This window comes from Microbacterium sp. TNHR37B (assembly GCF_001620065.1).
GTDB lineage: Bacteria > Actinomycetota > Actinomycetes > Actinomycetales > Microbacteriaceae > Microbacterium.
Map to the genome: position 1 here is coordinate 1312146 of NZ_LQGV01000003.1, position 20182 is coordinate 1332327.

The following is a 20182-nucleotide window of genomic DNA, read 5'->3' on the forward strand; positions in this document are numbered from 1 at the left end:
GTGCGAATGTGGGGAAAAGTCCGGGATTGCGCCATTCCTGCGAGCGCGGGGCGCCGATCGCTGAATCGGCGCCCCGCGCTCCCCGTTCGCAGGCGTCGGGTCAGACGAGCGCGCGGAGCCCCTCGACGAGCGGAGTGGTGGGTCGTCCGATCAGGCGCGAGAGCGTGCCGTCGGTGTCGGCAAGGGCGCCGCCGCGGATGCCGGCGTCGAGCGCGACGACGAAGCCGACCGTCCCGGCGTCGAGCCCCGCCGACTCGAGTGCGGCGGCCTGCTCCTCGGGGGTCAGGTTCTGGTAGGTCACGTCGCGGCCCAGCACCTCCGCGGCGGCCGCGGCCAGCTCGGGGTAGGTCCAGGCCACGTCACCGGCGAGCTCGTACACCTGCCCGATGTGACCGTCCTCGATCAGCACCACAGCAGCGGCGTCGGCGTAGTCGGCGCGGTTCGCGGAGGCCACGCGGCCCTCGCCCACGCTCGCGGCGATCACGCCGGTCTCGCGGGCGCGCGCCACGTCGGCGGCGTAGTTCTCGGTGTACCAGTTGTTGCGGAGGATCACGGCGGGAAGACCCGCGGCGGCGATCGCCTCCTCGGTCGCCTTGTGCTCCGGGGCGAGCACGAGGTCGCTCGTCGTCGCCTTCGGTGCGCTGGTGTAGACGAACTTCGCCACGCCCGCTGCGGCGGCGGCATCGATGACGGCCTGGTGCTGCGCGGCGCGCTGTCCAACCTCGGAGCTGGAGATGAGGAGCACGCTGTCGACGCCCTGCAGGGCCGCTGCGATCGTCTCGGGCTGCGTGTAGTCGAGGGGCACGACAGTGACGCCGCGGGCGGCCAGATCGGCGGCCTTCGAGGTGTCGCGCGCGCCGGCGACGATGTCGGAGGCGGCGACGCCGCGGGCGAGGAGGCTCTCGACGACGAGGCGGCCGAGGTGACCGGTGGCACCGGTGAGGAGAACAGTCATGGTGTTCCTTTCGTGAACGGACGTCCGGGTCAACGCTCCCGCCCGGCGCTTACCTTCCCGATCGGAGATACCCACTTTCGGGTAAGGTACCCACGTGACGGTGAGTTATGCGCAGATCCGGGAGGCAATTCCCGGAGTGTTCTCGGAGCAGTGCGAGACGAGGGTCGTGCTCGACCACGTCATGAGCAAGTGGGGCGTGCTGGTGCTGTCCACGCTCTCCGACGGCACACAGAGGTGGGGCGAGCTCAAGCGCGGCGTCCCCGGGATCAGCGAGAAGATGCTGGCCTCCACCCTCAAGACCCTGAGCGCCGACGGTCTCGTGCACCGCGAGTCGTTCCCGACCGTCCCGCCGCACGTCGAGTACTCCCTCACTCCGCTCGGTCGAGAGCTGATGGACCGCATGCTCCCGCTGATGGAGTGGATCGCCGACCACGCCGGAGCGATCGTCGGAGGTGCGGGACGCTGAGGCGGGGCGGAGCCCTGAGGGGGCCGGCGCGTGGGCGGGGCGCGTCAGATCGTCTCGCCGCGCGGTGAGTCTGCCGCTGTGTCCGTTGTGTCGCGGAAAGACTTCTCGTCCAAGAGGGATGGGCGCACACGCGCAGCGCGTCTGTCATCGCGACGCCGGAGCAAGAAGGCTACCGATCGCCCGACGATGACGCAGACGGCGCAGCCAAGACCCAACGCGACGATATGGGGGGCACCCACGACGACCACGTTTGATCCTGAGACAACCGCGGGGGCGATGGCGAGGAGGGTCGCGGCGAGATACCCCAACGCCCCGAACGCGAGAAGGTGCAGCGAGACAGAGCGGACGGACTTCATAGCGCGCCCCAGGGCCCACGCGAGTGGGGCACCGAGCCAGGTAAGGCCGAAAACGATGGCGCCGATCATGAAGATGAAGGATCCGACGTCCGGGAGGTTCGTCGACAGCAGATTGACGACGATCACACACATCGCCACTGCCCACGTGACGAGCGTGTGCCGTATGACGTCGCGCGCAGTGAAGGGGCGCTCAACGACTGCCATCCCGGTCACCTCCCCATCCTGATCACACGCGGTGCGCACCGCACACGTTCACGTCTGCGGGGTCCTGCGTCGAGATCAGCCTAACCCGCCCTCTTCGGGGGAGGAGGGCGCGGTTCCCGGCTCGGAACGCCGCGAGGGGCGCCAGCGCGCGCGTGCAGGAACCGTATCGTCCGAACGAACTCCGGACCTGACGCGGAAGATGTGGAGGGGCTGACGGGAATCGAACCCGCGCTGTCTGCTTGGGAAGCAGAAGTTCTGCCATTGAACTACAGCCCCGCACCTCGGCTCGCGCAGGATCCTGCGGTCGGACGAGGTGTCGCAAGCCTACCCGCTCGACGCGGGTGCGCCAAAGTCACGCGGTCGTGGTGAGGAGCAGGAAGACGAGGCCCGTGGTGTTCCAGACCGCGTGGACGGCAATCGATGCGAGAAGGTTCCGGCCCGCCAGCAGGTACGTCGTGGCGAGGGCCGCCGCGAACCCGGCGTAGAGCACGGCGAGCGGCCACTCCTCGATGCCGCGGAGGTGGGTGAGGGCGAACACCGTGCACGTCAGCACGTAGGCCACCCAAGTCGGGAGGCGGCGACGGAGGCGTCCGAACGGGATCTCGCGGAAGAACAGCTCCTCCACGAGCGGGGCGACCAGACCGCCGATCACCACGAACAGCACGCCGCCGAGGGGCGACGCCGCATTCGCGAGCACCTCGGCGACGATCGCGGCCTGATTGGCGCCTCCGGTCGGGGCGACGAGCTGCGCGAGGGCGCTCAGTCCCGAAGCCGCACCCATGAGCGCGAGTCCGAGGACGACGGTGGCGGTGAGGCGTGGCCGCGCGCGGAGGTCGCGCCATCCCCGCACGAATGCGTCGCGCAGCGCCCACACCCCGACCACGGCGGTCGCGACGTACCCGAGGTTCTTGACGGGGCGGAAGGCGTCGTCGCCGGCGACGTCGCTCCCGAGCAGGATCCAGACCGTGAGGGCGATGTAGAGCGCCGCGAAGAGGGCCACCGCGAAGGTCGCGCTCCGGGGGCGTGATTGCCGAACGTCATTCATGTGCGGACAGACGAGGGCGGGCGGTCCCCCGACCGCCCGCCGTTCGCGCGAGGAATGCGACGCTTGTCAGCGCTTCGACTTCCGGTATCCGGCCGCGCGGGCGGCGGCCTCGGTCGCAAAGCACTCCTCGGGTATGGTGCGGCTGTAGTAGGCGCCGCCGGGCACGTGATAGATCCCGCTGTCGGCATTGCCCTTGATCGGGTACCCGGCGGGGCAGTTGTATCCACCCGTGCCCCAGACCGACGACGGCTTCTTCTTCTGCTTCACCACGAGGGTCTGCGCCTTCGACGTCTTGGTCTTCGTGCCGGAGTAGACCTTCGTCGTCTTCTTCTGCGTGACGTACGTGGTCTTCATGAGGTCTCGGTCGGGATTGAACGTCGCGGAGAACTCGATGCCGACGGTCGGCAGGGAGGTCGCGGTCAGCTCGTCGAGACTGCTGTCGCTGAATCCCCACCACTCATCGTCGAAGTTCATGAGGTAGCCCGCGAAGGTGATCGAGCCGTCGAATCGCGGGGAGGTGCATCGGGCGACGATGTCGGCGCCCCACATCTCGAGACCGTCGGTGTCGTATTGGGGGGTGACGCCGGACGCGACACACTTCACAGCCACGTCCTGGGACGCCTCCACGCCGACGACCTTCTTCTTGACTCTCGTGGTGGTGGTCTTCGTCGAATAGGTGCGGTAGGTGACCTTCTGCGTGACGCGGTAGGTGCCGGCGGAGAGCTTGACCGAGGTCTTGTTCTTCGCGACGGTCCGCGAGCCCTTCTTCACCGTGAGGGTCTTCTTGCTCACCGTGACTTTGCCCGTCGTCTTCACGTTGGGCTTGACGGTGGACTTCCCCTTGTACGGCGCCGTCTTCGCGGTGACCTTGCCGAAGGTGACCGTGTTCTTGGCGGGCGCGGCCGGCGCGGGGGCAACGGTGGCCGACGTGGTCGGCGGGGCGGCGGTGGCCGGGGTGCTGACGGTGGCCCCGGCGGAAACGAACGCGGCGGTGAGGAGCAGCGCTGCGATCCTCCGGCGCCCGGTGAAAGGTGTGTGCATACGCGCATGGTAGCGGTCCCACGCTTGCGGCGCTCGACGAGGTCGCCGGGCATACGCGCCCGACGAAACGGGAATGGGCCGGACAGCCCCCCGACCGTCCGGCCCTGCACCCGAGAGGCGAAGCCTGCCCCTCCGTCGAGGCGAAGCCTGCCCCGATACCTCCACGCTACGGATCGGCCCTCGATCCGACATCCGCCGGAGGGGGGAGATGATGTCGTCCTGCGGGGTGATCCAGGGTGATCCGGGGGTGTCGCGCCGCTAGGCTGGCCGCGTGCTGCTCAGTGACCGTGACATCCGCCGGGAGATCGCCGAGGGCCGGGTCGGCCTGGATCCGTGGGACCCCGAGATGGTGCAACCGTCGAGCGTGGATGTCCGCCTCGACCGGTACTTCCGTCTCTTCGACAACCACAAGTACCCGTTCATCGATCCCTCCGAAGACCAGCCCGACCTCACCCACCTGATCGAGGTGGCTCCGGACGAGCCGTTCATCCTGCACCCGGGCGAGTTCGTGCTCGGCTCCACGTTCGAACAGGTGACGCTGCCCGACGACGTCGCTGCGCGCCTGGAGGGGAAGTCGTCGCTCGGTCGGCTGGGCCTTCTCACCCACTCCACCGCGGGATTCATCGACCCGGGGTTCTCGGGCCACGTGACGCTGGAGCTCTCGAACGTCGCGACGCTTCCGATCAAGCTGTGGCCGGGGATGAAGATCGGGCAGCTGTGCTTCTTCCGCCTGTCGTCGGCCACCGAGTCGCCCTACGGCTCCGGCCCCTACGGAAACCGGTACCAGGGGCAACGCGGACCGACCGCGTCGCGTTCCTTCCAGAACTTCCACCGCACCGACGTGGGCGCCACCGACGCCGGCGCACCCGGCCGCTGAGCCCTCTCACCACGCGCGAGTGTCCACGACGCGCCGTGTGATCGTCGTGGCGCCCGGCGCGTCGTGGACACTCGGCGAGGGGCGCACGGGAAGAAAGGGTGTCGGTAGGCTCGGCGGGTGAGCAATGCACCCGCCGATGACGCCGTGTCCCCTCCGGAAGCCACTGCCGCGGCGGAGGCCACTCCGGCTCCGGAGGTCCCGCAGAGCCCGTTCCGCACCGGTCCGATCCTCTGGGTCATCGTTCCGGCGGCGGTCGTCACTCTCGTCTTCAGCGCCTTCGCGATCGCGTTCCCACGCCAAGCGGAGACCTTCTTCGGCACCATCCAGAGCGCGATCGTCGACGGCTTCAGTTGGTACTACGTGCTCATCACGGCGTTCTTCGTCGCGTTCTGCCTGTTCATCGGGTTCAGCCGCTTCGGCGACATCAAACTCGGGAAGGACGACGACGCGCCCGAGTTCTCCACGCCCGCGTGGTTCGCGCTGCTGTTCGCGGCCGGGATGGGCATCGGACTCGTCTTCTACGGCGTGAGTGAACCGCTCAGTCACTTCGTCTCGCCCAAGCCCGGCGTGGAGGGGACCCCCGCTCAGCTCGCCCAGTCGGCGCTCACCCAGACCTACCTCCACTGGGGGGTGCAGGCTTGGGCGATCTACGTCGTGGTCGGTCTGGCCCTGGCCTATGCGATCCATCGCCGAGGCCGTCCGCTGTCGATCCGGTGGGCGCTCGAACCAGTGCTCGGACGCCGGGTGCGCGGCGGCTGGGGCCACGCGATCGACGCCGTGGCGCTCGTCGGCACGCTCTTCGGCGTCGCGACGAGCCTCGGCCTCGGAGTCATGCAGATCAGCTCCGGACTCGAGGCGGCCGGCATCATCAGCGAGCCGGGACTGGTCGAGCAGATCGTCATCATCGCGGTCATCACCGGCGGCGTGCTGTTCTCGGTGCTCTCCGGCGTCGGCCGCGGGATGAAGTGGCTGTCGTCGATCAACCTCGTGCTGGCGGGGCTGCTCTTGGTCTACATCCTCGTCGCCGGCGACACGGCCTACCTGCTGCGGGAATGGGTGCAGTCGATCGGCGCGTACCTCCAGAACTACATCGGCCTGAGCTTCAGCGTGAGCGCGTTCCAAGGCGTCCCGGGCCAGGAGTGGCAGGCGGCCTGGACGGCGTTCTACTGGGGCTGGTGGATCTCCTGGGCCCCCTTCGTCGGCATCTTCATTGCTCGGGTGAGCCGGGGTCGCACGGTGCGCCAGTTCACGATGGGCGTGCTCATCGTCCCCACCCTCGTGGGCATCCTCTGGTTCGCGGTCCTCGGGGGATCGGCGGTCAAGCTCGAGATGGACCGCCCCGGCGCGATGACGGAGGCCGACGGCGCGGTGAACGTCGAGGGTGCACTGTTCCAGTTGTTCGAGCACCTTCCCGGAACGCTCCTGCTGACGGTGGGCGCGATCATCCTCATCGCGATCTTCTTCGTCACCTCGGCCGACTCCGGTGCGCTCGTGATGGGAATGATCGCCTCGGGCGGCAACCCAGAGCCGAACCGGCCGGTGCGCGCGCTGTTCACCTTCGTCACCGCGATCCTCGCCATCGCCCTGCTGATCGCCGGAGGACTCGTGGCCCTGCAGACCGCAGCGATCATCATCGCCTTGCCGTTCAGCATCGTCATGCTCCTCATCTGCTGGGCGACCGTCGTCGCCTTCCAGCGGGAGCGGCGCGCGTACGAGCGGGCGCGCCGGGCGGAGTTCGTGCAGGAGATCGGCGACCGCTACGGGCTCGAGGTCGAGGAGCCCAATGAACGCGGCGTGATGTTCCCGCGGTTCCGGCGTCGCCGGACCGGCGGCTGAGCTCAGTCGATCTGCGTCTGCTGGGCCTTCACCGGCAGCATGAGCAGGAGTCCGGCCAGCAGGATCAGGACGATCCCGAGGATGCCGAGGCGGGTGTCGCCCGACAGTCCCACGAACAGGGCGAAAAGTCCCGGTGCCATGAACGAGACCGCGCGCCCCGTGGTCGCGTAGAGGCCGAAGATCTCCCCTTCGCGTCCCTCGGGGGTGATGCGGGCGAGGAACGACCGCGACGCCGACTGGATCGGCCCGACGAACATCGTGAGGAGGAGCCCGACGATCCAGAACCCGAGCTGGGCGCTCCCGATGAACAGCACCGCGGTCCCGGCCACGAGCAGGCCGATGAGGGAGACGAGGATCACGTTCTTCGGCCCGAACCTGTCGTCCAGCCGACCCGCGATGATCGTCGAGACGCCCGCCACGACGTTGGCGGCGACCGCGAAGTAGAGCACCTCCGACGGGCTGAATCCGAACACCTGCGCGGCGATGATGGCGCCGAAGGTGAACACTCCCGCGAGTCCGTCCCGGAACACGGCGCTGGCCAGCAGGAACTGCAGCACCTGCCGGTTCCCGCGCCAGAGCTTGCGGATCGTCCCGAACAGCACGCCGTACGATGCGAAGAACCCGACGCGATTCGTCCGCGCGCGGGCGGGGATCTCCGGCACGCGCAGGAGCACGGGAATCGCGAAGATCCCGAACCAGATCGCCGAGGCGAACACGGCGAGGCGGATGTGCAGCCCGTCGTCGGTCGTGATCCCCAGGGGGCCGGGACTCGAGGAGAGCCCGATGAAGCCGACGAGCAGCACGATCAGCAGCACGATCCCGCCGACGTACCCCATTCCCCAGCCGAACCCGGAGACGCGCCCCATGTTCTCGCGCGTGGAGACCTGGACGAGCATGGCGTTGTAGTTGACGCTCGCGAACTCGAAGAACACGTTGCCGACAGCCAGCAGGGTGGCTCCCAGGATGAGGTACTGCGGCGCGCCCTCGACGAAGACCATGGCCGCCATCGCGAGGACGACGACGCCGGTGTTGATGCCGAGCCAGAGCTTGCGCCTGCCGGAGCCGTCGGAGCGTTGGCCGAGCACGGGGGCGAGCACGGCGATGAGGACGCCGGCGATCATGAGGGCGATGCCGACGGTGCTCGCGTTGGCCGCTTCCGCTGACTGCAGGAGCTTCTCGGCAGGGCCGCCCTGCTCGGCATCCTTCACGATCTGCGGATCGATGAAGTAGCTGCTGGAGAGGTAGGTGGAGAAGACGAAGGTGGTGACCACCGCGTTGAACGCCGCCGAGCCCCAGTCCCACAGGGCCCAGGCGACCACTCCGGTCTGGCGGGTCGACTCGGCTGCTCCGCGCGCGGCGGCGCGGATGGCGTCGGGGGCGGGCTGATCGGGCAGTGACATGTCGGTCACCTGAGGACTCCTCCGTGAACGGGTGGTGCCGCGGGTGCGGTCCTGTGCCGTTCCGCGCCCGTGCGTCCATGTCAGGCTAGTGCCGCCGCACCCTCAGGAGCCGCCGAGTGTCCAGAACACGCGGGAGGGAGTGCGTTCCGTGCGGCGTGTCGTGGACACTCGGCAGCGTCACGCGGGCGCGGCGCGGGTGAGGGCGACGCGGAGGAAGCCGTCGGCGTCGTCGAGTGCGCGCGCCGTGGCGGCGGCGTCCATTCCCGTCAGCACCCGGAGGATCGCCCGCTTGACACCGCCGCCGACCTCGCCGAGCGCGCGCTCCGCCTGGGCGTGATCGCAGCCCGTCACGAGCGCCACCGTGCGGATCGACCGCGCGCGCAGCTTGTCGTTGGTGGCGAGCAGGTCGACCATGACGCCGCGGTAGGTCTTTCCGAGCTTGACCATCGTGAGGGTGGTCAGCATGTTGGCGACCAGCTTCTGCGCCGTCCCGGCCTTCAGCCGCGTGGAGCCGGCGACGAACTCGGGTCCGACGACCGTCTCGATCGCGATGTCGGCCACCGTGGCGATCACCGAGTCGGCGTTGGCGGCCACGGCGATCGTGAGCGCGCCACGCGAGCGGGCGTGGGCGAGGGCGCCGCGGACGTACGGGGTGCGACCCGAGGCCGAGATGCCCACGACGGCATCCCGCTCGTCCAGTCGGAGGCGATCGAAGTCGGGGAGCGCGCCGTCGGGATCGTCCTCCGCGCCCTCGACGGCGGTATGGATGGCCGTCTCTCCGCCCGCGATGAGGCCGACGACCAGTTCGGGAGGGGTGCCGAAGGTGGGAGGGCACTCGCTCGCATCGAGAATGCCCACTCGGCCCGCGGTGCCCGCGCCGAGATAGATGAGGCGCCCCCCTCGACGCAGGCGCGCGACGATACCGTCCACGGCCGCGGCGATGTCGTCGCCGCACGCCGCGACGGCATCGGCCACCCGATGGTCTTCGGCGTTCATGGCGGTGACGAGGGCGCGGGTGTCGAGCAGGTCGAGATCGGCGCGGTCGCGGTCGAACGACTCGGTGGTGAGGGTGTCGAGCTCGGCGATCAAGGCCCCCAGGCGCGCGGGCTCGGGCGGCAGCGTGTCGGGCGGAAGGGTGTCAGAGGGCACGGTGGAGGAGCCTTTCGTGGGGGAGGCCGTCGGCGGTCACCGCGAGCGCGGCGCCGTCGAGCGCCGTGGCGGCGGGTGGCTGCGGCCGTCGACCTGCCGCCTGCAGAGCGGTGTGCAGCCGGCGCGCGAACGATGCGTGCTGAGTGAGTCCGCCCAGGCAGGCGACCGGATCGCCGGCGTCCGAGGCGGAGCAGGCGGTGGCGACGAGCTCGTCGATGGCCCGCGCGACGATGGCGTCGGCGACCGGGTCGCCGTCGTCGGCGGCGTCGAGCACGACGCGGGCGAACGAGGCGACGGCCGCCACGGAGAGGGAGGTTTCCACCTCGCCCCCGGCCTCGCGTGCTCCGGTGTGCGTGCGCCAGCGGTCCGTCAGCCTCGTCGGTGACGAGTCTCCGCCGGTCGCCGCCGAGATCCCGGCGCGCCCGATCCAGTAGCCGCTGCCGCGGTCGCCGAGTTCAGGCCCGAGCCCGTCGGCCAGGCGGGACTCACCGTCGGGAGACAGCGACCAGGCGACCGCGCCCGTGCCGGCGACGAGGATCGTGCCCGCGGCGCCGCCGAGCGCGCCGAGGTGCGCCGTGACGACGTCCGATGTGACGCACGCGGGCATCCGCCACCGCGAGGAGAGGGTGCGGGCGAGGTCGGCGGCGGCGGCGGGAGCGGCCAGCGCCCCGGCCGCCCCGACGGCGACGGCGTCATAGTGGACGCTGTCGGAGCCCCCGGATTCGAGGCGGTCGAGACACTCCTGCAGCCGGCCCATCGCGTCTGCGGCGCCGCCGGGCGTCGCAAGGCCCGCGATCCCGGCCGTCGTTACCGGGGCGCTCGCCGTCCCTTCGCGCCAGGGCGCGAGTCGGGTCGTCGACTTGCCGATGTCGGCGACCAAGACGGTGCGGGCTGTCATGCGGGCTCTTCCTCCGGAGATGCGTCACGGTCGGGGATGTCGGCGACCCGACATCGTGTAACAACTCTACACTTGGAGGCGCAAAAGCGTAACTGCTTTCCATCGCGACGGGCAGGAACGCCGGCGCGACATACTGGGGCGGGAGGTCCGATGAGCATCCAATCCACGATCGACGCGGCGGTGGGAACGCTGTCGCCGTCGCTCGCGCGCGTGGCGAACCTCGTGCGCACCGATCCCGCCGTCGTCGTCGACAACACGATCAACGAGCTCGCCGACCTGAGCGAGACCTCGGTGGCCTCCATCGTGCGATTTTGTCGCGCCATCGGCTTCACCGGCTATGCCCAGCTGCGGATGGCGCTGGCCTCCGAGATCGGCAAGGAGCGCGCCCAGTTCGGCGACGGCATGAGCTTCGGCTCCGACATCACCGACGCCGATGCGCTTCCCGACATCGTCGCCAAGATCCGCTCCCGCGAGATGCTCGCGATCGACGAGACGCTCGCGAGCCTCGACGTGGACGCCCTCGAGCGGGCGGCGACCCTCCTCGACGGCGCGAGTCGCATCCTCCTCTACGGCGTCGGGGCGAGCCAGTTCATCGCCGCCGACCTGGGTCACAAGCTCCTGCGCATCGGCAGTCCTGCCTTCGTCCTCAGCGATCCTCACGAGGCGTGGGCGTGCGCGGCTCTTCCGCAACCGGGCACCGTCGCCGTCGCCTTCTCCCACCGCGGGGAGACGGCGGAGTCGAGCCGCTTCGTCCGCATCGCGCGGGAGGCGGGGGCGGCAACGATCGGCCTGACGAGCGTGCGCGAGTCGACCCTGGGGCGCGGAGTGGATGCGGTGCTGACCACTCAGGCGCGCGAGACCGACTTCCGGGTGGGGGCAATGGTCAGCCGTATCGCGCAGCTCGCGGTCGTCGACTGTCTGTTCATGGCGGTGGCGCAGCGGCAGTACGCTCACACGATCGAGGCCCTTCGGGTCACGCGCGCGGCGATCGCCGACCCCGAGCACGGTCGCTCATGATTTCGTTTCTGTAAAACATCTCCGCCAACCTCGCACTCTCTGAACATTCTTGTCATACTGGGGTGACGTTCGCTTCCCCATCAGAGAGGAACACCCCGTGAGTTCAGGAGAGATGACGCTCCGGCGCTTCGCCCACGGCGACCTCCGGCCCCTGGCCGCCGCCTGGACCGAGGCCGCGCCGGCAGATGCCATCACCCCGACGCGGTTGCGCGATCTCGTGCTGCTGGACCGCAACTTCGACGCCGAGGGCCTCTTCCTCGCCGAGCGCGACGGGCGGATCGTCGGAGCCTCGTACGCCGTGCGACGACTCGTCGCCCACGCGGGGGACGACCTCGAGCCCGACACCGGATGGATCCCGTTCTTCTTCGTGGTCCCCGGCGAGCGCCGGCGCGGCACGGGTCGTGCGCTCGTCACGGCGGCCCTCGACTGGTTGCGCGGACAGGGACGGCGGCACGTCGTCTTCTCCAGCTACACCCCGAACTATGTGCTGCCCGGCCTCGACGCCGACCGCTACCCCGAGGCCCATGCGCTGCTGGCCTCGCTCGGCTTCGTCACGATCGAGCACCCCAGCGCCATGGACCGCTCCCTCATCGGCTACCGCATCCCCGACGAGGTGGCCGAGCGCATCGCCGCCTTGCGGGCCGAGGGGTGGTACTTGGGCCACCCCGACTCGGACGACCTGGTCGCCCTCATCGATCTCGCCGGAACGCAGTTCAACTCCGACTGGGCCCGCGCCATCCGCGAGGGCGTGGTCTCGGGGTCGCTGCCGCTGGAGCGCATCATCATCGCCAAGAATCCGGCCGGGCAGATGATCGGATGGGCCCAGCACGGCACCTACGAACAGGTGATCGACCGGTTCGGGCCGTTCGGGGTCCTCCCGACCAGTCGCGGGACCGGGCTCGGCAAGGTCATCCTCCACCTCACGCTGCAGAACATGGCCGCGCTGGGTGCCCACTCGGCATGGTTCCTCTGGGCCGACGAGGGGTCGGTCGCCTCTCGCCTGTATGCGACCACCGGGTTCGCCGCCACCCGGTCGTTCCACATCCTCCGCGCGGAACTCTGAAGGAGAGCACCACGATGACGAAAACAGTCCTCGCCGTCGGCGGCCACATCGGCGACACCGAGCTGATGGCCGGGCCGGTCCTGGCCAAGGTCGCCCTCGAGGGCGGACGCGCCATCATCGTCGACTGCACGTATGGCGAACGTGGTCATCCGCGACTGACTCCGAGCGAGTACCGCCCGCAGAAGATGCACGAGGCGCGGTACTTCGCTGACGCGATCGGCGCCGAGCTCCACGTGCTCGACTACTCCGACGGCTTCCTCCCCGACAGCGAAGAGGTCGCCGAGCAGATCTCTGCCATCATCCGCGAGACGACCCCCGATGTGCTCATCACGCACTGGACGTCGTCGATGCACCGCGACCACGAGCGCGCCGCACAGGCGGCCCTGCGGGGCGCTTTCCTCGCCTCCATCCCGCGCGAGGAGATCGCCGCGCCGCGCCACACCGTGCCCACGATCCTCCACGCCGAGAACTGGGAGGACATGGAGGGGTTCGAGGCCGACACGTACATCGAGATCCCCGACGAGGCGTTCCAGCGCTGGCTCACCGGGATCAGCGAACACGCCTTCGCCCGCGGCGAGACCTACGGCTTCCGCTTCATCGACTACTACTCGGCGCTCATGCAGGTCAAAGGCTGCCTGGCGGGCACCGCTCGCGCGGTCGCCCTGCGATCGGCCGGCACCGAGAAGTTCGTCCTCGCCGGCCCCTGATCCCGCACCACTCACCCGCACCGCTCCACCCACCCGCACCGCCTCTTCACCCGCACCCGCTCTCACGTCAGCACCAAGAAAGGCACACCATGAACAGCACCACCCGCATCGCGGCGATGGGCATCGGCATCGTCGCCGCGCTCGCTCTCGCCGGCTGCTCCGGAACGAGCGACCCCGGATCGTCCGACGACGGCGTGACCGTCACCTACCTCACCCACTGGGGTCCCGACCAGACCAAGCAGCTGGAAGCGGCCGCCACGGCCTTCAGCAAGGACCACGCCGACGTCTCCATCAAGATCCAGTCGGTGCCCTTCGACCAGCTGCTCTCGACGCTGGCCACGCAGGGGACCGGACCCGATGGGCCCACCATCACCAACATCTACACCGCCTGGCTCCCGCAGCTGGCCGCCGACGACGTCATCGCCCCGGCGCCGGACGCCATCGCCACCGAGGTCACCGACAACTACGCGGCCGGCTTCGCCTCGGCCGCCTCCCACGACGGGGCCGTGTACGGCATCCCGAACGAGGTCGCCCTCTACCAGCTGAACTACAACACCGCGCTGTTCGAGAGCGCGGGGATCAGCGCCCCGCCCGCCGACTGGGCGTCGGTCACTTCCGCCGCCACCGCCCTCAAGGACGCCGGCGTGAAGAACCCGGTCGGGTTCATCACCGCGTGGGGCAACGGCGTCGTCCACCCGTTCCTCTCGCTCCTCGCCTCCAACGGCGGGTCGTTCCTCACCGAGGACGGCAGCGCCTCCGCGCTGACCTCGCCCGAGGCGCTGGAAGTGGCCGAGTTCTACGAGTCGCTCGTGAAGGGCGGCCTGACCGACGTGTCGCTCTCGACCGCCGACGCCAACACCACCGGTCCCTACCTCGACAGCTTCTCGCAGGGCCAGACCGGCATGATCGTGATGGCCAACTGGTGGAAGTCCACGCTGGAATCGGCGATGGGCGATTCGTTCTCCGATGTCGCGAGCGCCCCGATCCCCGTCGGGCCTTCGGGCGACACGTCGTCGTCGATCTCGTACACGTGGGCGAACGTCGTCAGCAGCCAGGCCGACGAGGCTACGCAGAAGGCGGCCTGGGACTTCCTGACCTACCTGAACGGACCCGACTCCGGGGCCGACGGTTCATCGGCGATGGGAGACATCCTGATGGGGATGGGCATCCTCCCCAGCCGTACGAGCGACCTCGACGCCCACAAGGCGGCGCTGGACACGCCGTTCCTGGCCTCCTACGTCGCCGCCCAGGCCACGGCCACACCCTTCCCGACCGTCGACGGCGTCGCCGAGGCGACCACCGCCCTCCAGACCGAGCTCGAGGCGCTGCTGAACGGTCAGAAGGACGCCGCGACCGCGATGAAGGACGCCGACGCCGCCGTCAACGCGGCGCTGACCGCCGCTCGCTGATCCCGCCCGACCCGGGAGGGGCGCATCGCCACGGGCTTGCGCCCCTCCCGCCATCTCCGAGGTACCTCACCCATGGTCTCCGCCACCCTCCATCCCGGCCCGCAGGCTCCCGGCCCGCAGGGCGACCAGGCTCGACGCCCGCCGGGCACGCGGGCGCCGCGCCGCGGGCGTACCCTGACCCACCGCCGGAAGGTCGAGCACTTCTGGTCGGGGCTGTTCCTGAGCCCCACCCTGCTGATCATCGGCGTGTTCACGGTCGTGCCGCTGCTGATCACCGTGGTGATCAGCTTCACCGACTGGTCCGTGTTCCGTCCGCTGGGCGACTGGGAGTACGTGGGGCTGCGCAACTACGAGTCGCTGCTGGCCAACACGACGCGCATGCAGGCGATCTGGAACACGATCGCGTACGTCGTGCTGTCGGTCGTCTTCACGGTGCCCCTCGCGGCACTCGTGGCGATGCTGCTGTACTTCCCGAAGCTGCGGGGCGCGGGGGTCGTGAGGGTCGCGCTGTTCGCGACCTACGTGATCCCCACCATCGCGGTGGTGATCGTGTGGGGAAACCTCTACGCCCCGGGCTACGGCCCGTTCTCGGCGGCCTTCACCGCGCTGGGTCTTCCCGCGCCGGGCTGGCTCAGTGATCCCAAGCTCGCGCTGGTCTCGGTCGTCGTCTTCAACGTCTGGCAGATGCTCGGCTACTACGTGATCCTCTTGACCGCCGGTCTCACCCAGATCCCGGAGGAGCTGTACGAGGCCGCGAAGATCGACGGCGCCGGCATCCTCCGGCAGACGTGGTCGGTCACGATCCCCTTGCTGCGGCCGACCCTCCTGTTCGTCGTGCTGATGACGATCGTCAACTCGATCCAGGTCTTCGATCCGATCTATCTCCTCACCCGCGGCGGCCCTGCCAACGCGACCAACGTGCTCTCGTACGAGATCCAGCGGGCCGCCTTCGAGTACAACAAGGCCGGTGACGCGGCGGCCCTGTCGGTCTCGCTGCTGATGATCGTCGTGCTCGTCGGCGCCGTCGTCGTCATCGTCACCCGGAGGAAGAAATGACCGCCACCGAGACCCTCCTCCGCCCGCGTGACCGGCGGGGCTCGGCGCTCCGCCGCTCCGGCCCCGCGCTTCCGGCCCGGCGGCGCTCGCCGAAGGCCGTCGCCCAGCGGGTCGTGCTCTACGCCGTGCTCGTGGGCGTGGTGCTCGTGCCGCTGTTCCCGCTGTACTGGCTCGTGATCTCCTCGTTCAAGACCCCGCAGGAGTTCTCGCAGATCCCGCCGACCTGGTTCCCGTCCGACCCGACGCTCTCACAGATGGGCGTCGCCCTCACCGAGGCGCCGTTCGGGCAGTCGCTCCTCAACAGCATCATCATCGCGGGCGGGAGCACGCTGTCGGTGCTCGTGACGAGCGTCTTCGCCGGCTACGTGTTCGCGAAGCACTCCTTCCGCGGACGCGATGCGCTGTTCTGGTCCATCATCGCGACGATGTTCCTGCCGCCGGTGGTCACCCTCGTGCCGTTGTACTCGATGGTCAGCTCGCTCGGCCTCGCCGACACCCACCTCGGCGTGATGCTGCCGTGGTTGGCGAACGCGTTCGGTATCTTCCTGATGCGCCAGTTCATCATGGGGGTCCCCGACGAGCTCATCGAGGCGGCGCGCATGGACGGCGCGGGCGAGGTGCGCATCGTGGTGCAGTTCGTGGTGCCGCTGATCAAGCCGGCACTGGTGACCCTCGGCGTGTTCATGTTCGTCTACGCCTGGAACAACTTCCTCTGGCCGGTCTCGCTGCTGAAGTCGGAGGAGCTGTACCCCGTGGTGCTCACGGTCAACCGGCTCATGGCCTACACGATGAGCTTCGACTATCGCAACGTCGTGCTCGCCGGCACCCTGATCGCCTCGATCCCGACGCTTCTGGTGTTCCTCCTCACCCAGCGGGTGTTCGTGCAGGGCATCGCCTCCACCGGTGTGAAGGGCTGACCCCCGCTTCACCCTCCCGAGTGTCCACGACACGCCGCCGCCGGCCCTCCCGTCGCGGCGCGTCGTGGACACTCGGCGTCGTGGGGTGGGGGGGACGGGACGGGGCGGGGGAGGGGAAAGGGACGGGGAGGGAGGCTGGAAAGTTGATATGAGGCGTATCAAGTTGGTTTGACAGGTGCGGGTGCCGGGGCTATCGTGGAACGCGGATCGAAGTTGAGTCGGCAGGGCTCAATATCCACAGGTTTCTCTGATTCCGTTCCACGAAAGGACACACACATGGCACGCGCAGTAGGCATCGACCTCGGAACGACGAACTCCGTCGTCTCCGTCCTCGAGGGCGGCGAGCCCAAGGTCATCGCCAACGCCGAAGGCTTCCGCACGACCCCCTCGGTCGTCGCGTTCACGAAGGACGGCGAGGTGCTGGTCGGCGAGACCGCCAAGCGCCAGGCCGTCACCAACGTCGACCGCACCCTCACCTCCGTCAAGCGCCACATGGGCACCGACTGGAAGACGCAGTCGATCGACGGCAAGAACTACACGCCGCAGGAGATCTCGGCGCGCATCCTCCAGAAGCTCAAGCGGGACGCTGAGCAGTACCTCGGCGACACCGTGACCGACGCGGTCATCACCGTCCCGGCGTACTTCAACGATGCCGAGCGCCAGGCCACGAAGGAGGCCGGCGAGATCGCGGGGCTGAACGTCCTCCGCATCATCAACGAGCCGACCGCCGCGGCCCTCGCGTACGGGCTCGACAAGGGCAAGGAAGACGAGCTCATCCTGGTCTTCGACCTCGGAGGCGGAACGTTCGACGTCTCGCTGCTCGAGGTGGGCAAGGACGACGACTTCTCCACGATCCAGGTGCGCGCGACCGCGGGTGACAACCGCCTCGGTGGCGACGACTGGGACCAGCGGATCGTCGACTACCTCATCAAGCAGTTCAAGGACACGACCGGTGTCGACGTCTCGGGCGACAAGATCGCCCTCCAGCGTCTGAAGGAAGCCGCGGAGCAGGCGAAGAAGGAGCTGTCGAGCTCGACCTCGACCAGCATCAACCTGCCCTACCTGTCGCTGACCGACTCCGGCCCCGTCTCGCTGTCGGAGACGCTGACCCGCGCCAAGTTCGAGGACCTCACCAAGGACCTCCTCGACCGCACCAAGAAGCCCTTCGACGACGTCATCCGCGAGGCCGGCATCAAGGTCGCCGACATCGACCACATCGTGCTCGTCGGTGGGTCCACGCGTATGCCCGCCGTGAGCGAGCTCGTCAAGCGCGAGACCGGCAAGGAGCCCAACAAGGGCGTGAACCCGGACGAGGTCGTCGCCGTCGGTGCCGCCCTGCAGGCCGGTGTCCTCAAGGGTGAGCGCAAGGACGTGCTGCTCATCGACGTCACCCCGCTGAGCCTCGGCATCGAGACCAAGGGTGGCATCATGACCAAGCTCATCGAGCGCAACACCGCCATCCCGACCAAGCGCAGCGAGACCTTCACGACCGCCGACGACAACCAGCCGTCCGTCGCGATCCAGGTGTTCCAGGGCGAGCGGGACTTCACGCGCGACAACAAGCCGCTGGGCACGTTCGAGCTCACCGGCATCGCGCCCGCACCCCGCGGGATCCCGCAGATCGAGGTCACCTTCGATATCGACGCGAACGGCATCGTGCACGTGTCCGCCAAGGACAAGGGCACCGGCAAGGAGCAGTCGATGACGATCACCGGCGGCTCGTCGCTGGCCAAGGACGACATCGAGCGGATGGTCCGTGAGGCCGAGGAGCACGCGGCCGAGGACAAGAAGCGCCGCGAGGCTGCCGAGGTCCGCAACCAGGCCGAGACGCTCGCGTACTCGATCGAGAAGCTCATCGCCGACAACGCCGACAAGCTGCCCGACGACGTCAAGACCGAGGTGCAGGGCGACGTCGACGCGCTCAAGACGGCGCTCGCCGGTGACAACGACGACACGGTCAAGGACGCGTTCGACAAGCTGAACGCGTCGCAGACCAAGCTCGGCGAAGCCATCTACGCCTCGTCGCAGGCCGAGGCGTCGGCTCCGCAGGACGAGCCGGCCCCCGACGCGGCATCCTCGGAGGAGGACGTCGTGGACGCGGAGGTCGTGGACGACGAGGACGAGAAGAAGTAACCATGACGAACAAGGACTTCGACGAGTCGGCCGGCGACGAACGGTCGCCGAGCGAGGACGCCGCAGGCGCCCGCGACGAGACGCAGTCCTCCGAGGCGGAAGGGGCTGGCCAGGAGCCAGCCCCTTCCCCGCAGGAGGGCGCCGCGGACGATGCGGACGAACTGACGATCGACGACATCCTGGGCACGGCACAGTCCGATGAGGCGGCGGTGGCCGAAGCGCCCGAGGAGGAGCACGACCTCCTCCTCGACCTCAAGCGCCTCCAGGCCGAGTACGCCAACTATCGTCGCCGCACCGAGGAGCAGCGCGAGGTCGAGGTCGAGCGCGCGAAGGGCGCCGTGGCCAAGGGCCTGCTGCCCGTGCTCGACGACCTGGACCGCGCCGAGAAGCACGGCGACCTCGTGGAGGGCTCCGCTCTCCTCGCGATCGCCGAGAAGCTCCGCGCCGTGGTGACCCGCATGGGAGTCGAGACCTACGGCGCTGCCGGTGAGGCCTTCGACCCGCAGCAGCACGAGGCGATCTTCCAGGCACCCACCCCCGGCACCGAGACCCCGACGATCCTCGAGGTCGTCGAGATCGGTTACCGTCTGGGCGCCACCGAGCTTCGCCCCGCGAAGGTCGTCGTCGCCGTTCCGGTCGAGTAGGTCGAGAGGAGGGGTATGGCCAGTCAGGACTGGTTCGACAAGGACTTCTACAAGGTCCTGGGTGTCGCCAAGGACGTCTCCGACGCCGATCTGAAGAAGACGTACCGCAAGCTGGCGCGTCAGTACCACCCCGACTCGACGCAGGGTGACCCCGCGGCCGAGGCGAAGTTCAAGGAGATCAGCGAGGCGTACGCCGTGCTGAGCGACAAGGAGCAGCGCGAGGAGTACGACCAGATCCGCGCGATGGGGTCGGGCAGCGCCCGGTTCCAGGCGCCCGGTCCCGGTGGTGCCGGTGGCTTCGAGGACGTCTTCAGCCGCTTCGGGCGGGGAGGATCCTCGCAAGCCGACTTCGACGACCTGTTCGCGATGTTCGGCGAGCAGACCGGCGGGCGGTTCGGTTCGGGACGCTTCGGGCAGCCCACGGGAGGCTTCCGCGGCTTCGGTGGTCCGCAGCGCGGGGCCGACGTGACGGCCCGCACGACGCTCGACTTCCAGACGGCGGTCAAGGGCGAGACGATCACCCTCCAGGGCGAGGACGGCAAGCCGTTCAAGGTCAAGATCCCCGCCGGCGTCTCCGACGGGCAGAAGATCCGTCTGCGCGGCCGCGGGCGTCCCTCGCCCGACGGGGGTGAGTCCGGCGACATCGTGGTCTCGGTGACGGTGCGGCCGCATCCGGTGTTCACGCGCGACGGACTCAATCTCCGCGTCACCGTCCCGGTGACCTTCACCGAGGCGGCCCTGGGCGCCACGATCGAGGTGCCCACGCTCGGCGGCGATCCCGTCAAGCTGCGCGTGGCGCCGGGGACCCCCTCGGGGCGGGTGCTGCGGGTCAAGGGACGCGGAGTGCAGTCGTCCAAGGGAACCGGTGACCTCCTCGCCGAGGTGCAGGTGGCCGTTCCGGCGCACCTCGACGACCGCGCGCGCGAAGCGCTGGAGAGGTTCCACGAGCTGGAGCCGAAGGAGAACCCGCGCGCAGACCTCATGAGCAAGGCCAAGGAGTAGGCGCAGG

19 protein-coding genes and 1 tRNA gene are annotated in these 20182 nt (G+C 69.2%); 12 read left to right on the forward strand and 8 right to left on the reverse strand.

The window, feature by feature from the left end; translation table 11 throughout:
- Window positions 1-100: 100 nt before the first annotated feature.
- Window positions 101-955: an NAD(P)H-binding protein gene (locus AVP41_RS14045; protein ID WP_067165627.1), complete on the reverse strand. Its 855-nt coding sequence runs from the start codon at window positions 953-955 to the stop codon at window positions 101-103.
- Window positions 956-1049: 94 nt separating this feature from the next.
- Between AVP41_RS14045 and AVP41_RS14050 the strand changes: the two genes are divergently transcribed.
- Entirely contained in the window at window positions 1050-1421 is a 372-nt protein-coding gene (locus AVP41_RS14050) for a winged helix-turn-helix transcriptional regulator (protein WP_067165631.1), read from the forward strand.
- A gap of 44 nt (window positions 1422-1465) precedes the next feature.
- Here AVP41_RS14050 and AVP41_RS14055 read toward each other — a convergent pair whose 3' ends face one another.
- From AVP41_RS14055 to AVP41_RS14070, 4 genes are all read right to left on the reverse strand, one after another.
- Window positions 1466-1981, reverse strand: coding sequence for a hypothetical protein (locus AVP41_RS14055; protein WP_157532505.1), 516 nt, complete (start codon window positions 1979-1981; stop codon window positions 1466-1468).
- 202 nt (window positions 1982-2183) lie between these two features.
- Window positions 2184-2257, reverse strand: a tRNA-Gly gene (locus tag AVP41_RS14060).
- A 76-nt stretch (window positions 2258-2333) separates the two neighbouring features.
- On the reverse strand, window positions 2334-3026 hold the full coding sequence (locus AVP41_RS14065; protein WP_082829235.1) for a CPBP family intramembrane glutamic endopeptidase: 693 nt from the start codon (window positions 3024-3026) through the stop codon (window positions 2334-2336).
- Between the two features lie 66 nt (window positions 3027-3092).
- Window positions 3093-4067, reverse strand: a complete 975-nt coding sequence (locus tag AVP41_RS14070; RefSeq protein WP_067165641.1) for a sunset domain-containing protein — start codon at window positions 4065-4067, stop codon at window positions 3093-3095.
- A gap of 271 nt (window positions 4068-4338) precedes the next feature.
- On the opposite strand from AVP41_RS14070, the gene dcd reads away from it, so the two are divergent.
- A complete protein-coding gene (gene dcd, locus AVP41_RS14075; RefSeq protein WP_067165645.1) occupies window positions 4339-4944 on the forward strand; it encodes a dCTP deaminase in 606 nt (201 codons plus the stop codon).
- A 225-nt stretch (window positions 4945-5169) separates the two neighbouring features.
- Window positions 5170-6780: a BCCT family transporter gene (locus tag AVP41_RS14080; protein ID WP_067166051.1), complete on the forward strand. Its 1611-nt coding sequence runs from the start codon at window positions 5170-5172 to the stop codon at window positions 6778-6780.
- A gap of 2 nt (window positions 6781-6782) precedes the next feature.
- Here AVP41_RS14080 and AVP41_RS14085 read toward each other — a convergent pair whose 3' ends face one another.
- The 3 genes from AVP41_RS14085 to AVP41_RS14095 all read right to left on the reverse strand — a co-directional run bounded on the left by AVP41_RS14085 (window position 6783) and on the right by AVP41_RS14095 (window position 10227).
- On the reverse strand, window positions 6783-8180 hold the full coding sequence (locus AVP41_RS14085; protein WP_067166054.1) for an MFS transporter: 1398 nt from the start codon (window positions 8178-8180) through the stop codon (window positions 6783-6785).
- Window positions 8181-8357: 177 nt separating this feature from the next.
- Window positions 8358-9329 (reverse strand): N-acetylmuramic acid 6-phosphate etherase, encoded by a 972-nt coding sequence (gene murQ / locus AVP41_RS14090; RefSeq protein ID WP_231902765.1) that lies wholly within the window; start codon window positions 9327-9329, stop codon window positions 8358-8360.
- On the reverse strand, window positions 9319-10227 hold the full coding sequence (locus AVP41_RS14095) for an N-acetylglucosamine kinase (RefSeq protein ID WP_067165647.1): 909 nt from the start codon (window positions 10225-10227) through the stop codon (window positions 9319-9321). Before AVP41_RS14095 ends, murQ begins: the two co-directional genes overlap by 11 nt.
- Window positions 10228-10377: 150 nt before the next feature.
- On the opposite strand from AVP41_RS14095, the gene AVP41_RS14100 reads away from it, so the two are divergent.
- The 9 genes from AVP41_RS14100 (at window position 10378) to AVP41_RS14140 (ending at window position 20175) form a co-directional block, all read left to right on the forward strand.
- Window positions 10378-11244, forward strand: coding sequence for a MurR/RpiR family transcriptional regulator (locus AVP41_RS14100; protein WP_067165649.1), 867 nt, complete (start codon window positions 10378-10380; stop codon window positions 11242-11244).
- Window positions 11245-11341: 97 nt separating this feature from the next.
- Window positions 11342-12307 (forward strand): GNAT family N-acetyltransferase, encoded by a 966-nt coding sequence (locus AVP41_RS14105; protein WP_197464343.1) that lies wholly within the window; start codon window positions 11342-11344, stop codon window positions 12305-12307.
- Window positions 12308-12321: 14 nt separating this feature from the next.
- Window positions 12322-13014 carry a PIG-L deacetylase family protein gene (locus AVP41_RS14110; RefSeq protein WP_067165656.1) on the forward strand — a complete coding sequence of 231 codons (693 nt, stop codon included), beginning with the start codon at window positions 12322-12324 and terminating at the stop codon, window positions 13012-13014.
- A gap of 89 nt (window positions 13015-13103) precedes the next feature.
- Window positions 13104-14423 (forward strand): ABC transporter substrate-binding protein, encoded by a 1320-nt coding sequence (locus AVP41_RS14115; protein WP_197464344.1) that lies wholly within the window; start codon window positions 13104-13106, stop codon window positions 14421-14423.
- Between the two features lie 72 nt (window positions 14424-14495).
- Window positions 14496-15479 (forward strand): carbohydrate ABC transporter permease, encoded by a 984-nt coding sequence (locus tag AVP41_RS14120; protein ID WP_067165659.1) that lies wholly within the window; start codon window positions 14496-14498, stop codon window positions 15477-15479.
- Window positions 15476-16396: a carbohydrate ABC transporter permease gene (locus AVP41_RS14125; protein ID WP_082829236.1), complete on the forward strand. Its 921-nt coding sequence runs from the start codon at window positions 15476-15478 to the stop codon at window positions 16394-16396. The genes AVP41_RS14120 and AVP41_RS14125 overlap by 4 nt, the downstream gene beginning before the upstream one ends.
- A 276-nt stretch (window positions 16397-16672) precedes the next feature.
- Window positions 16673-18529, forward strand: a complete 1857-nt coding sequence (gene dnaK, locus AVP41_RS14130) for a molecular chaperone DnaK (protein WP_067165662.1) — start codon at window positions 16673-16675, stop codon at window positions 18527-18529.
- Window positions 18530-18531: 2 nt separating this feature from the next.
- Complete coding sequence (locus tag AVP41_RS14135; RefSeq protein ID WP_067165664.1) at window positions 18532-19173, forward strand: nucleotide exchange factor GrpE; 642 nt, start codon at window positions 18532-18534, stop codon at window positions 19171-19173.
- Window positions 19174-19188: 15 nt separating this feature from the next.
- Window positions 19189-20175: a DnaJ C-terminal domain-containing protein gene (locus AVP41_RS14140; protein WP_067165666.1), complete on the forward strand. Its 987-nt coding sequence runs from the start codon at window positions 19189-19191 to the stop codon at window positions 20173-20175.
- The last annotated feature ends 7 nt before the right edge of the window (window positions 20176-20182 follow it).

Excerpts from the sequence above, each read along its gene's own strand:
- AVP41_RS14045 (WP_067165627.1), bottom strand. The coding sequence starts at position 955 with ATGACTGTTCTCCTCACCGGTGCCACCGGTCACCTCGGCCGCCTCGTC.
- AVP41_RS14055 (WP_157532505.1), bottom strand. The coding sequence starts at position 1,981 with ATGGCAGTCGTTGAGCGCCCCTTCACTGCGCGCGACGTCATACGGCAC.
- AVP41_RS14065 (WP_082829235.1), bottom strand. The coding sequence starts at position 3,026 with ATGAATGACGTTCGGCAATCACGCCCCCGGAGCGCGACCTTCGCGGTG.
- AVP41_RS14070 (WP_067165641.1), bottom strand. The coding sequence starts at position 4,067 with ATGCACACACCTTTCACCGGGCGCCGGAGGATCGCAGCGCTGCTCCTC.
- AVP41_RS14085 (WP_067166054.1), bottom strand. The coding sequence starts at position 8,180 with ATGTCACTGCCCGATCAGCCCGCCCCCGACGCCATCCGCGCCGCCGCG.
- AVP41_RS14095 (WP_067165647.1), bottom strand. The coding sequence starts at position 10,227 with ATGACAGCCCGCACCGTCTTGGTCGCCGACATCGGCAAGTCGACGACC.
- AVP41_RS14100 (WP_067165649.1), top strand. The coding sequence starts at position 10,378 with ATGAGCATCCAATCCACGATCGACGCGGCGGTGGGAACGCTGTCGCCG.
- AVP41_RS14110 (WP_067165656.1), top strand. The coding sequence starts at position 12,322 with ATGACGAAAACAGTCCTCGCCGTCGGCGGCCACATCGGCGACACCGAG.
- AVP41_RS14115 (WP_197464344.1), top strand. The coding sequence starts at position 13,104 with ATGAACAGCACCACCCGCATCGCGGCGATGGGCATCGGCATCGTCGCC.
- AVP41_RS14120 (WP_067165659.1), top strand. The coding sequence starts at position 14,496 with ATGGTCTCCGCCACCCTCCATCCCGGCCCGCAGGCTCCCGGCCCGCAG.
- AVP41_RS14125 (WP_082829236.1), top strand. The coding sequence starts at position 15,476 with ATGACCGCCACCGAGACCCTCCTCCGCCCGCGTGACCGGCGGGGCTCG.
- dnaK (WP_067165662.1), top strand. The coding sequence starts at position 16,673 with ATGGCACGCGCAGTAGGCATCGACCTCGGAACGACGAACTCCGTCGTC.
- AVP41_RS14135 (WP_067165664.1), top strand. The coding sequence starts at position 18,532 with ATGACGAACAAGGACTTCGACGAGTCGGCCGGCGACGAACGGTCGCCG.
- AVP41_RS14140 (WP_067165666.1), top strand. The coding sequence starts at position 19,189 with ATGGCCAGTCAGGACTGGTTCGACAAGGACTTCTACAAGGTCCTGGGT.